11 protein-coding genes are annotated in these 12,037 nt (G+C 70.1%); 5 read left to right on the top strand and 6 right to left on the bottom strand.

Annotated elements, in window-relative coordinates; translation table 11 throughout:
- Window positions 1-9: 9 nt before the first annotated feature.
- The gene (locus AC1G9C_RS20430; RefSeq protein ID WP_480408627.1) at window positions 10-1,158 is read right to left on the bottom strand and encodes an efflux RND transporter periplasmic adaptor subunit; all 1,149 of its coding nucleotides are present in this window, start codon (window positions 1,156-1,158) and stop codon (window positions 10-12) included.
- 179 nt (window positions 1,159-1,337) lie between these two features.
- Between AC1G9C_RS20430 and AC1G9C_RS20425 the strand changes: the two genes are divergently transcribed.
- Complete coding sequence (locus AC1G9C_RS20425) at window positions 1,338-1,973, top strand: TetR family transcriptional regulator (protein WP_397496065.1); 636 nt, start codon at window positions 1,338-1,340, stop codon at window positions 1,971-1,973.
- Between the two features lie 6 nt (window positions 1,974-1,979).
- Here the strand turns inward: AC1G9C_RS20425 and AC1G9C_RS20420 are convergent, their stop codons facing one another.
- The 3 genes from AC1G9C_RS20420 to AC1G9C_RS20410 all read right to left on the bottom strand — a co-directional run bounded on the left by AC1G9C_RS20420 (window position 1,980) and on the right by AC1G9C_RS20410 (window position 4,652).
- Window positions 1,980-2,159: a hypothetical protein gene (locus AC1G9C_RS20420; protein WP_021443408.1), complete on the bottom strand. Its 180-nt coding sequence runs from the start codon at window positions 2,157-2,159 to the stop codon at window positions 1,980-1,982.
- Between the two features lie 31 nt (window positions 2,160-2,190).
- Window positions 2,191-3,558 (bottom strand): PAS domain-containing protein, encoded by a 1,368-nt coding sequence (locus AC1G9C_RS20415; RefSeq protein ID WP_480408626.1) that lies wholly within the window; start codon window positions 3,556-3,558, stop codon window positions 2,191-2,193.
- A gap of 77 nt (window positions 3,559-3,635) precedes the next feature.
- Window positions 3,636-4,652, bottom strand: coding sequence for a zinc-binding alcohol dehydrogenase family protein (locus AC1G9C_RS20410; RefSeq protein ID WP_021445040.1), 1,017 nt, complete (start codon window positions 4,650-4,652; stop codon window positions 3,636-3,638).
- A gap of 102 nt (window positions 4,653-4,754) precedes the next feature.
- On the opposite strand from AC1G9C_RS20410, the gene AC1G9C_RS20405 reads away from it, so the two are divergent.
- The 4 genes from AC1G9C_RS20405 to AC1G9C_RS20390 all read left to right on the top strand — a co-directional run bounded on the left by AC1G9C_RS20405 (window position 4,755) and on the right by AC1G9C_RS20390 (window position 8,178).
- On the top strand, window positions 4,755-5,672 hold the full coding sequence (locus AC1G9C_RS20405) for a LysR family transcriptional regulator (RefSeq protein ID WP_397496068.1): 918 nt from the start codon (window positions 4,755-4,757) through the stop codon (window positions 5,670-5,672).
- A gap of 67 nt (window positions 5,673-5,739) precedes the next feature.
- The gene (locus AC1G9C_RS20400; protein WP_480408625.1) at window positions 5,740-6,126 is read left to right on the top strand and encodes a DUF2946 domain-containing protein; all 387 of its coding nucleotides are present in this window, start codon (window positions 5,740-5,742) and stop codon (window positions 6,124-6,126) included.
- Window positions 6,127-6,205: 79 nt separating this feature from the next.
- The gene (locus tag AC1G9C_RS20395; RefSeq protein ID WP_480408624.1) at window positions 6,206-7,609 is read left to right on the top strand and encodes a PepSY-associated TM helix domain-containing protein; all 1,404 of its coding nucleotides are present in this window, start codon (window positions 6,206-6,208) and stop codon (window positions 7,607-7,609) included.
- An 89-nt stretch (window positions 7,610-7,698) separates the two neighbouring features.
- Entirely contained in the window at window positions 7,699-8,178 is a 480-nt protein-coding gene (locus tag AC1G9C_RS20390; RefSeq protein ID WP_021445390.1) for a copper chaperone PCu(A)C, read from the top strand.
- 37 nt (window positions 8,179-8,215) lie between these two features.
- On the opposite strand, the gene AC1G9C_RS20385 is transcribed toward AC1G9C_RS20390, so the two are convergent.
- Both AC1G9C_RS20385 and AC1G9C_RS20380 read right to left on the bottom strand, forming a co-directional pair.
- Window positions 8,216-9,259 (bottom strand): methyl-accepting chemotaxis protein, encoded by a 1,044-nt coding sequence (locus AC1G9C_RS20385; protein WP_480410427.1) that lies wholly within the window; start codon window positions 9,257-9,259, stop codon window positions 8,216-8,218.
- A gap of 1,025 nt (window positions 9,260-10,284) precedes the next feature.
- Window positions 10,285-11,898: a diguanylate cyclase gene (locus tag AC1G9C_RS20380; RefSeq protein WP_457789077.1), complete on the bottom strand. Its 1,614-nt coding sequence runs from the start codon at window positions 11,896-11,898 to the stop codon at window positions 10,285-10,287.
- Between the last annotated feature and the right edge of the window lie 139 nt (window positions 11,899-12,037).

Genomic DNA, 12,037 nt, shown 5'->3' with positions numbered 1-12,037 from the left:
GGCGCTCCGTTAGCCCTTGCCGTTGCCCGGGGCGGCGTCCTGCGCCACCTCGTCGGCCTTGATATTGCGTGCCGGCACGGTCTTGACCTGGGTGCCGGGCTGGATGAACTGCAGGCCCTCGGTGATCAGGCGGTCGCCCTCGACCAGGCCTTCCTCGACCAGCCAGGCGTTGCCGGCGGTACGCTCGGCCTTGAGCAGGCGCTGCTCGACCTTGCCGTCGGCGTCCACCACCAGCGCCACCGGCTCGCCTTTGAGGTTGCGCGTCACGCCCTGCTGCGGGGCGAGGATGGCGTCGCGCTTGACCCCGGAGAGCAGCTCGGCGTGCACGAACATGCCCGGCAGCAGCAGGTGGTCGGGGTTGGGGAACACCGCGCGCAGGGTCACCGAGCCGGTGCCTTCGTCCACCGCCACCTCGGAGAACTCCAGGCTGCCCTCGTGGGGGTAGCGGCTGCCGTCCTCCAGTTTCAGCGCGACCCTGGCGCCGCCGTCGCCGGCCTTCTGCAACTGGCCGCTGGCCAGGTCGCGGCGCAGGCGCAGCAGCTCCTTGCTCGACTGGGTGACGTCGACGTAGATCGGGTCGAGCTGCTGGATGGTGGCCAGGGCGGCGCTCTGGCCATTGCTCACCAGGGCGCCTTCGCTGGCCGCGGATCGGCCGATGCGGCCGCCGATCGGCGCCAGCACCTTGGTGTAGCGCAGGTCGATGCGCGCCTGCTCCAGCGCCGCCTCGGCCTGCAGGCTGGCGGCGCGCGCCTCGTCGTAGGCCTGCTGGCTGACGGCCTGGTCGGCCACCAGCAGCTTGTAGCGCTCGGCCAGGGCGCTGGCCGACAGCAGGGTGGCCTGGGCGCTCTTGAAGCTGGCCTGATAGCTGGCCGCATCGATCTGGTACAGCTGCTGGCCGGCCTTGACCTCGCTGCCCTCGGTGAACAGGCGCTTCTGGATGATGCCGGCCACCTGCGGGCGCACCTCGGCGATGCGGTAGGCGCTGGTGCGGCCCGGCAGCTCGCTGGTCAGGGCGTAGGGTTGCGCTTGCAGCGTCACTACCCCGACTTCGGGGGCCTGTTGGGTCTGCGGGGCGCTGGCTTCCTGGCAGCCGGAGAGGCTGAGTAGGGCCGCAGCAATGGCGGAAACCATGACGGCGAAGGCTGGCTTCGTGTGCATCTGAGGAGACCTCGTTTGTCGAATCTGGTGCCCGAAGGGGCGGGGAGGGCAGTAACTGAGAACCAATGGCGGCGAATATACTTACGTACGTGAATGTTTGTAAATGCCTAAAACTGCCTTCATACTCCAGCCCGGCGCTCTAGCGAGCGGCTATTGGGCGATACAGGTAGGCGTGGAAAATGGTCAGACGAACCAAAGAAGAAGCCGAAGCGACACGGGTGCAGATACTCGATGCCGCCGAACGGGTGTTCCACGCCCAGGGCGTTTCGCGCGCCTCGTTGGCTGAAGTGGCCAAGGCCGCCGGGGTCAGCCGCGGCGCCATCTACTGGCATTTCGACAACAAGCTGGACCTGTTCCAGGCCATGCTCGAACGCCTGCGTCTGCCGCTGGAAGAACTGGCCCGGGCCAGCGAGAGCGAGGACGAGCCGGACCCGCTGGGCTGTATGCGCGAACTGCTGGTCAAGGCCCTTACCCGCCTGGCGCAGGACGCGCAGAGCCGGCGCATCCACGACATCCTGCGTTACAAATGCGAGTACACCGGCGAGCTGGTCGGCCTGCGCGAACGCCTGCAGGCGCTCAGCGCCGAGTGCGACCAGCGCATCGCCAGGGCCCTGGGCAACGCGGTGAGCCGCGGCCAGCTGCCGGCGCAGCTGGACTGCCGGCGCGCGGCGGTGTGCCTGCATGCCTACATGGAAGGGGTGGAAGCCAACTGGCTGCTGGTGCCCGATTTCGACCTGGCCGCGCAGGCGCCGGCGCTGGTGGACGCGGTGCTGGACATGCTGCGCAGCAGCCCGGCATTGCGCAGCCCGGGCTAGGCTGCTTCAGCTCGCCTGGCTGTGCTGCCGCCAGGGCAGGGCGTGCGGCGCGCGCAGGCGCGCCTCGAGGGTGGCGACGAACTGGCGGGCCTCGCCTTCGCTGCGAAAGCTCACGCTGTGTTGATCCAGACGTACCTGCCAGAGGGTCTGGCCGGTCTTGTTCAGCGGCTGAATGAGGATGTTCATGCTGCACCACCTCTTGGGGGGAGCAGCAATCTTAGTCCGCCGGCATGGCAGTTTCCTGACCTGGATCAAGCAGCCGACCATCGGCGCGTAGGCTGCCGTGCAGGCCGTGGCGCGGTTCGCTGCCGGTGGCCAGGCGCAGGCTCACCGGCAGCGGTTCGGCGCCGGCGCGCAGCAGCAGGGCCGGGCCCTGCCAGTGGCTGCGGTGGCCCGCGAGCAGGGCGGCGATGGTCGCCTGCAGCGGCTCGCCCGCGGGATCCCGCAGGTAGTCGCCCAGCGGCAGGCCCAGACAGCTGTGGCCGGGGCGCCCGCTCAAGCGATCCCAGGCCGGGTTGAGGAAGGTCAGGCGGCCCTGGCTGTCGGTCAGGCACACGGCATCGTCGATCTCCTGCACCAGCTCGCGGTAGCGCAGCTCGGACACCTGCAGCTCGTCGCGGGCGCGGCGCTGCTCGGTGAGGTCGATGTCGATGCAGTACATCTCCGCCTGGCCGCGGCTGTTGCGCAGCATCACGTGGCTGGAGAACACCCAGACCAGGCTGCCGTCCTGGCGCTGCAGCTGGATCTCGGCGGCGGGAATCACCGGTCCGCCCAGGTGCCAGGCCTGGATCGCCGCCACCACCTGACGGCGTTCGGCCTCCGGCACTATCAGTTCCTCCAGGCGCCGGCCGAGGGCGTCCTGCAGGCGGTAGCCGTACAGCTGCTCGCTGGCCGGGTTCCAGAAGATCACCCGGCGCTCGCGGTCGTAGCCCTGCACGGCGATGCGCGGGGTCTGCTCGAACAGCTGGCGAAAGCGCTGCTCGCTCTCGCGCAGGGCCTGCTCGTCGCGCTTCTGCGCGCTGATGTTCTGCAGGGTGCCGAGGGCATGGCCGGGGCGATCCGCTTCGCCGTGCAGCTGCAGCCAGTATTCGCCGTTGTCGCGCGACTGGCGCAGGCGCAGGCTGAGGTGCAGGGCCTGGCCCTCCTGCAGCAGCGCCAGCAGGGCGCGGCGCGCCGCCGGGCGGTCGCCGGGATGGATCAGGGCGAGCAACTGGTCGAGATGGCGCGGCGCCTGGGCCTCGCTCTGGCCGAGCAGCTCCAGGGCTTCCTCGCCCCAGCTGAACTGGCCGTCGTAGTCCCAGCTGCCGAGGGCGGCGTTGCGCTGCGCCTGCTGCAGCATGCGCGTGCGCAACTGCAGGGCGTCGTAGAGCCGCGATTGCTGGGCCAGGGCGTAGCGGGTCAGGGCGTACACCAGCAGGCTGCTGAACGCCACGAACAGCAGGCCCTTGGCGGTCTGCCAGACGGCCTGCAGGCCGGGGTCGGCGACCAGGGCCTGCAGTGCGCCGTCGCTGAAGACGATCCACAGCACGCCGAAGGCGCAGTAGATGGCGGTCAGATACAGGGGGTGGGCCAGTTTGCGACGCATGACAAGACTCGCACTGAGGCGCCAGCGGGCGCCTCAGCAAGTCTAGCTGGCCTATCGCGAGTGGTGGCGAGAGGCTATCAAAAGCCTTCGAGGACGATCTTGCCCCGCGCCTGGCCGCTTTCCAGCAGGGCGTGGGCGCGGCGCAGATTGGCCGCGTCGATGCGGCCGAAGTGCTCGCCCAGGGTGGTCTTCAGCACGCCGCTGTCCACCAGCGCGGAGACCCGCTGCAGCAGACGGTGCTGCTCGATCATGTCCTCGGTCTGGAACAGCGAGCGGGTGAACATCAGCTCCCAGTGCAGCGACAGGCTCTTGCGCTTGAGCAGCATCACGTCCAGCGGCTGCAGCGGGTCGTCGATCAGCGCCAGGCGGCCCTGCGGCGCCAGCGCCTCGACCAGCTGCGCGAAGTGTTGGTCGGTCTGCGTCAGGCTGGCGACGTGGCTGACCTGGCCGAGGCCGAGGCGCGCCAGTTCCGCGGCCAGCGGCTGGCTGTGGTCGAGCACCTGGTGGGCGCCCAGTTCGCGCACCCAGGCCTGGGTCTGCGGCCGCGAGGCGGTGGCGATCACCTGCAGTTCGGTGAGCTGGCGCGCCAGCTGCACCAGGATCGAGCCGACCCCGCCGGCGGCGCCGACGATCAGCAGGCTTTGGCCCTGGCTGGCCTGGCCTTCGCCGACCTGCAGGCGCTCGAACAGCAGTTCCCAGGCGGTGATGGCGGTCAGCGGCAGGGCGGCGGCCTCGGCGAACGACAGGCTGGCGGGCATGTGGCCGACGATGCGCTCGTCGACCAGGTGCAGCTCGCTGTTGGCCCCGGCGCGGTCGATGGCGCCGGCGTAGAACACCCGATCGCCAGGCTGGAACAGGCTCACCTCGCTGCCCACCGCCTGCACCACGCCGGCGGCGTCCCAGCCCAGTACCTTGGCCGCGCCGTGTTCCGGGGCGACGTTGCGGCGGATCTTGGTGTCCACCGGGTTGACCGAGATGGCCTGCACCGCCACCAGCAGGTCGCGCGGGCCGGGGGTGGGGGCGGGCAGTTCGACATCCTGCAGGGCGTCGGGATGTTCGGCAGGCAGGGACTGGTAATAGGCGACGGCTTTCATCGGGGCGAGCTCGGCGGGAGAGGGTGTCGCCATGCTCGGCTATTTCACAAAGGCGAAAAAGCGGGTAGGAATAGAGTCTCTTTCATTATTTTTTTGAAAATCATGCTGCGTTTCGACGACCTGCAACTCTTCGTCCGCACTGCCGAGACCGGCAGCCTGTCCGCCGCCGCGCGCCTGCTGGAGGTGTCGCCGGCGGTGGCCAGCGCCGCGCTCAAGCGCCTGGAGCAGCAACTGCAGGTGCGCCTGCTGGCCCGTTCCACCCGCAGCCTGCGCCTGACCCCGGAAGGCGAGCTGTTTCTCGGCCATGCGCGCCTGGCCCTGCACAGCCTGGAGGACGGTCGCCGGCAGCTGGCCGGCAGCAAGGCCGAGATCGGCGGCGTGCTGCAGCTGTCGGTGCCCTCGGATTTCGGCCGCAACACCCTGCTGCCCTGGCTCGACGCGTTTCAGCGCGAGCATCCGCAGCTGCACCTGCGCCTGCTGCTGGGCGACCGCGTCGCCGATCTGTTCCGCGAGCCGGTGGACATTGCCCTGCGCTACGGCGCGCCGGAAGACTCCAGCCTGGTGGCGCTGCCGCTGGCGGCGGACAACCGCCGCGTGCTGTGCGCCGCACCGGCCTACCTGGCGCGGCATGGCGCGCCGCAGACGCCGGAGGCGCTGGCCGAGCACAACTGCCTGCTCTATATGCTCGGCGGGCGGGTGCACGAGCGCTGGCGCTTCCACAGTGGCAAGCGCGAGATCGCCCTGACGGTCGCCGGCGACCGTGTCAGCGACGATGCCGACGTGGTGCGCCGCTGGGCGGTGGCGGGGCAGGGGCTGGTGTACAAGTCCTGGCTGGATGTCGCCGGCGACGTGCGCGCCGGGCGGCTGCAGCTGCTGTTGCCGCAGTGGCGCGGCGAGCCGACGCCGCTCAACCTGGTCTGCGCCCACCGCGCGCAGCTGAGCCGGCCGGTGCACCTGCTGCGCGAGTTCGTCCAGGCGCGCTGCGCCGAGCTGCTGGCGCATGCCCCCTGGCGCGGCTAGGCTTGCACTCGGCTGCGGCAATCCACCGCAGTGTCGCGCCGCCATCGCCTGTTTAGAGTCGCGCCCCATGAAACTGGCCCGCAACCACCGCTCGCTGACCGCCTGGCTGCTGTACTTCAGCATCCTGTTCAGTGCGTTGGTCTGCGCCATCAGCCACGGCCAGATGGCCGGCCTGCAGCTCAGCGGGCTGGATGGCCAGTACTGCTCCTTCGAGGGTAACTTCGGCGCTGGCGCCGATCTCGACGGCTCCGGCGTGGTCGCGCCCAATCCGGCCACCGGCTCCGGTTGCGCCCTGAGCAGCAGCTTCAGCGCCATCATCCTCGCCGCCTTCTTCGGCCTGCTCGGTCTGCTGCCGGTCAGTCGCGCGCTGCCCGGCGTCAGCCTCGTGGTCCACCGCCCGCTCCGCTACCTCTGGCCCTCGGCCAACCCCCGCGCTTCTCCGTTGTTCGCCTGATCAGCCTGCCCCTGGCGGGGCATTCCCCACCATGCGAATAGTGCGTCGCGCGGCATGCGCGCGACGCTGGAGAACTCCCATGTCGTCACCCTCCGATGCCGTTGCAGGGGCTCGCATGCGCGCGCAGCCCGCTTTCTACAACCTGGTCTGGCGCTGGCATTTCTATGCCGGGCTGTTCGTCATCCCCTTTATGGTCATGCTGTCGATCACCGGCATGATCTACCTGTTCAAGCCGCAGCTGGACCAGTGGCTGTACGCCGATCTGCTGCAGGTGCCGGCGGGCGAACGGCCCCTGGATGCCGACCGCCAGCTGGCCATCGTCCGCGCAGCCTATCCGCAGGCAGCGGTGAGCAAGTACCTGCCGCCGGTGGCGGAGGATCGCAGCGCGCAGTTCGTGATCGGCCAGGACGGACAGGAGCTCAATCTGTTCCTCGACCCCTACCGCGGCACGCTGCTCGGCGTGCAGGACGCCACCTGGAACCTGCAGGCGGTGGTGCGCAAGGTGCACGGCGATCTGCTGATCGGCACAGTCGGCGACCGCCTGATCGAGCTGGCCGCCGGCTGGGGCGTGGTGCTGGTGGTCTCCGGCCTGTACCTCTGGTGGCCGCGCGGCAGCGGCGGCGCCGGCGTGCTGTGGCCGCGCCTGGGCGCCCGCGGGCGTCTGCTGTGGCGCGACCTGCACGGGGTCACCGGCTTCTGGGGCAGCCTGCTGCTGCTGTTGATGCTGCTCACCGGCATGACCTGGACCGGCTTCTGGGGCGCGCAGTTCGCCGGCACCTGGAACCACTTCCCCGCGGCGATGTGGGACGCGGTGCCGAAGTCCGGGCAACTCACCGGCAGCCTCAACGACAGCCGCCAGCAGACCGTGGCCTGGGCGGTGGAGGTGACGCCGCTGCCGGCCTCCGACCCGCATGCCGGGCACCATGGCCAGCGTCCCGCCGGCGCGGCCGCGGCGCCGCAGATCGGCCTGCAGCAGGTGGTCGACACCGCCACGGCGCAGGGCGTGCAGCCGGGTTATAGCATCAGCTTCCCGCGCGGCGCCGAAGGCGTCTACACCGTCGCCCTGTTCGCCGACGACCCGCGCCACGACGCCACCCTGCACCTGGATCAGTACAGCGGCGCGCTGCTCGCCGATGTGCGCTGGCGCGACTACGGCCTGGTGGCCAGAACGGTGGAGAGCGGGGTGAAGCTGCACGAGGGCAAGATGTTCGGCCTGGCCAACCAGCTGCTGATGGCGCTGGTCTGCCTGCTGATCCTGTTCGGCGCGGTCAGCGGTCTGCTGCTCTGGTGGCAGCGCCGCCCGGCCGGTCGCCTTGGCGTGCCGCCGCTGCGTCACGACCTGCCGCGCTGGAAGCTCGGGGTGGCGATCATGCTGGCGCTCGGCCTGGTCTTCCCGCTGGTCGGCGCCTCGCTGCTGCTGATCTGGCTGCTGGATCGCCTGCTGGCGCGGTTGCCGGCTTGGCGCCGGCTGGCCAGCGACTGATGCGCCACCTTCATCGCGGCGACCCGGCCCTGGCCGGCGTCGCCGGATTCATTCAGGCTACGGCCGACTATCGCAACTGGAGGAACACCATGCTGCCGAACAAATTCCTGCTGCTGGGCGCGCTGCTCGGCGCCAGCCTGCTGGCCCAGGCCCACGACTACCAGGCCGGCGACCTGCATATCGATCACCCCTGGTCGCGCGCCATGCCGCCGGTGGCGCCGACCGCCGCCGCCTACTTCGTGGTGCACAACCGGGGTAGCGAGGCCGACCGCCTGCTCGCCGTCAGCACCCCGGTGGCTGGCAAGGCCGAGCTGCACGAGCATGTGCACGAAGGCGAGGTGATGAGGATGCAGCAGGTGCAGGACGTGACCATCCCCGCCGGCGGCGAGGTGCAGTTCGCGCCCATGGGCTACCACGTGATGCTGTTCGAGCTGAAGCAGCAGGCCAAGGACGGCGAACGTTTCCCGCTGACCCTGACCTTCGAGAAGGCCGGCCAGGTCGAGGTCGAGGTGGCGGTGCAGCAAGAGGCGCCGGTGGCCGAGGCCGCCCATGAGCATCACCAGCACTGAGGCGAGCGCAGCGGCAGTGCCCGGCTGACGCACGCGCCTATACGCGAAACACCTGCACCGCACTATGCAGCTGCCCGCCCAGGTGCAGCAGTTGCTCGCCCTGGTCGCGGCTGCGGCCGATGCGCTGCAGGTTGTCGCCGCCGAGCTGGTGGATGCGTTCGCCGTGCTCGCGGATTTCGCCGACCGCCTCGCTCTGTTGCGCGGTGGCGTCGGCAATGCGTTCGGCCATGTTGGCGATGGTGCGGATTGCCGCGACGATTTCGTCGAGCGCGCCGTCGGCCGCCTCGGCCTTGCCGGCGGTGGCCTCGGCATGTTCGACCTGGGCGCGCATGGCGCTCACCGACTGGCGCGCGGCCTGCTGCAGGCGGCCGATCAGCTCCTGGATCTCGGCGGTGGCGCTACCGGTGCGCTGCGACAGCGAACGCACCTCGTCGGCGACCACGGCAAAGCCGCGGCCGGCCTCGCCGGCCCGCGCCGCCTCGATGGCGGCGTTGAGCGCGAGCAGATTGGTCTGCTCGGCGATGCCGCGGATCACCGTCAGTACGCTGCCGATGGTGGCGGTCTCCTCGGCCAGGCGCTCGATCGCCTGGGCGTTGTCCTGCACCTCGCCGACCAGCGCGTGCAGCCCTTCCAGGCTCTGGCCGATGACCCGCTGGCCCTGCTCCAGGGCGCGGTCGGCGTCGCGGCTGGCGTCGGCGGTCTGGCTGGCGTCCTGCGCCACCTGGCCGATGGTGGCTTCCAGTTCGCTCAGCGCGTCGCGGATCAGCGCGGTGTCGCCGGCCTGGCGCTCGGCGCCGGCATGCAGGCCGCCGCTGAGTTCGGCCAGGGTGCGACTGGAGCCGGCGACCTGCTCGGCGTGGCCGCGGATGCTGGCGACCAGCTCGACCAGGTAGCGGCGCAGGTGATTGAGCGAGTCCTCGATATCGCGCAGCTCGCGGGTGCGCGCGCCGATGGCGATGGGCGTGGCGAAGTCGCCGCGGGCCCAGGCCGACAGCGCCGGCACCAGCTGGCTGAGCACCCGGGTCAGGCGCCGCTGGATGCTGTCGATGGTCAGCGCGATCAGCAGGATCAGGCCGATCATCAGGCCCTGGATCAGCCGCACGTCGCCCTGGATGCGCGCGTACTCGGCCTTGACCTGCGGCTCCAGGGCGGCCAGCGCCTGCTGCAGCTGGTCGATGCGCGCGCGGGTGGCGGCGGCCAGTTGCTGACGCTGCTCGACCAGCTCGCGGGTGCGCTGCAGCTCGGCCGGGTAGCGGCGTACCAGGGCGGCGAAGTCGCGCTTGAGGGCGACGCCGCGATCTTCCGCCTGGCTGGCGCTGCTGTCGTCGGCCAGGCCGAGCAGGGCGGCGAAGCCGGCGCTGGCCGAGTCCGAAGCCTCCGCCACACCGAGCAGCGGCAGGCTGTCGAGGCGCCCGGCCTGCGCGCCGAGGGCCTTGAGTTCGCGTTCGATATCGGCCAGCAGCTCGTTGCGGCCCTGGGCAACGAAGCGGCCGCGGGCATGGCCCAGGCGCGTCAGGTGCTGGCTGGCGTCGAACAGCGGGCGGCGGTAATCCTGCGCTGACGCCCCCGTGGCCGAGTCGGCGTACTGCGCCAGCTGCTCCAGCGCGCCGCCCATCTCCCGTTCGGCCTGCAGCAGCAGGCCCTGCGGGTCGCCGGCCAGCTTGCCGGCGGCGAGCAGCTCGCCTGCGCTGAAGGTACGTAATTGCTCCAGGCTCGGCCGCAGCTCCTCGGCCAGCGGCGCCGGCAGCTCGTCGAGCGCCAGCTCCAGGCCGTCGATGGCCTGGCCCGCGGCGCTGTGGCGCAGGGCGTCGCCGCTGGCCAGGTAGGCCTGGATATTGCCGGCCACGTCCTGCTGGAACTGCTGGGACAGCGCCAGGTAGCGCTCCATCAGCTGGAACGGCTGTTGCAGCGCGCGCTGCGACCACCACAGAGTCGCCGCCAGGGCGACGCAGACGGTGACCAGCAGCAGGGTGTTGAGGTTGGTGAGCAGCTTGAGACGCATGGCGGGCTCGATCGACGGCTGAACGATGCCCGCGAGCCTATTGCGGTTTGGTTACAGGCTGATGACGTTGTGCGTTGCGTCACGTTCCGGCGACCGGCGAGCCGTCACGCGCCGCGGTACAGCTCCACCCGGTTGCGGCCGCCGTGCTTGGCCCGGTATAGCGCCTCGTCGGCCTGCTTGGACAGGGCGTTGCCGTCCAGGCCCGGCTGCAGCATGGCGATGCCGCAGCTGAAGGTGCAGGAGAGGTCCTGCGGCTGCGCCGGGTAGTGGATCTCAGCGAAGCGCTGGCGGATTTCCTCGAGCACCCGCAGCGCCGATTGCTCGTCGGTATCGGGCAGCACCACGGCGAATTCCTCGCCGCCGTAGCGGCCGATATGGTCGGTCTTGCGCAGGCGCTGTTTGAGAAACAACGCCAGGCTCTTGATCACCCGGTCGCCCATGGGGTGGCCGTAGCTGTCGTTGACCCTCTTGAAGTGGTCGATGTCGAGCATGGCGAAGGCCAGCGGCTGCTCGTCGCGGCGCGCGCGGAAGCAGGCGTCTTCGAGCAGCTGCAGGGTGTGGGTGTGGTTGTACAGGCCGGTCAGGCTGTCGCGCACCATGCGCGCCTTGAGGTTGCGCGCGCGGGCGGCGCGGTTGCGCACGGTGGCGATCAGATGGCGCGGCTTGATCGGTTTGGTGAGGAAATCGTCGCCGCCCTCGCTCATGGCGTCGAGCTGCTTGTCCAGGTCGTCCTCGGCCGACAGGTAGATGATCGGCACGCTGACGTAGCGGTCGTTGTGGCGGATCACCTTGGCCAGCTCGGTGCCGCTGCACTCGGGCATGTACATGTCGAGGATGATCAGGTCGGGCTGGAACTCGGCCAGCGCGTCCATCGCCTGGATCGGCTCGGTCAGGGTGTGGGTGAGGATGCCGGCGCTGTTGAGCACGCGCTCGGTGTGGGTGGCCTGGGCCTTGGAGTCGTCGACGATCAGCACCTTGTAGGGATCGTACTGGGCGACGTGGGTCAGCACCTCGATGCGTTCGAGCAGGCTGGAGGCGTCCAGCGAGCCGGTGAAGAACTCCTGGCCGCCGGCGCGCACCGCGGCCAGGCGGGTCGGCGTGTCGGTGTCGCGGTGGCTGAAGAACAGCAGCGGAATCTTCTGCTCCAGGCCCTGCTGCAGCGAGTCGGCCAGCGCCAGGCCGGCACCGGCGAAGTCGACGTCCATGACGATGGCGGCCGGGTGGCGCTCGGCGATCGCGGCGCGAAACGCCGCGGCGTCTGTCAGCGCCTGCGCGGCCAGGCCGAAGAACTCCAGCTGCTGGGCCAGGCGCTCGGCGCGGGCGGTGTCCTGCAGGGCCAGGTAGACCGGCTTGCGCAGCGGCGGCAGGAAGGTCTGCTCGAACGCGTCGCCGTGGCGCAGGCCGGTGCGCGACAGGCGCTGCATGGCCAGGTTGAGCTGGCCGATCAGGCTGCTGTTGAGGCGTCCGCGGTTGTCCGCCACCGCCATCAGGCTGGCGGCGATGGCCTCGGCCAGCTGGGCATGCTCGGCCTGCTCGAAGCGCTCGGCGTAGCGCAGCAGGCGCAGGTTGGCCTCGCCCAGTTCGGCCATGCCGGCGTCGTTCCATTCGCTGCGCTGCAGGCGCTGCCAGACTTCCAGCACCTGGCGCGCCTGATGGATCACGCGCTGGGCGAAGTGATGCTTGAGGCGATCGCGACTGGGGTCTGGGTGCTCGGTCATGGGCCGACTTCTTTAAATGACTGGGTCAGTGGTGGCTCGATGCTATCACTTGGCGGCGGCGCTGACAGTGCCGTCGATCAATTGGCGTCGTGTTTTCTGTCGAATAGGCGACATAAACCTAGCTTTTTCCCACTGACTT

Source organism: Pseudomonas sp. ABa2, assembly GCF_056676075.1.
Note: the sequence above shows the minus strand (reverse complement) of the source record. Positions and strands in the feature narration are given on the sequence as shown.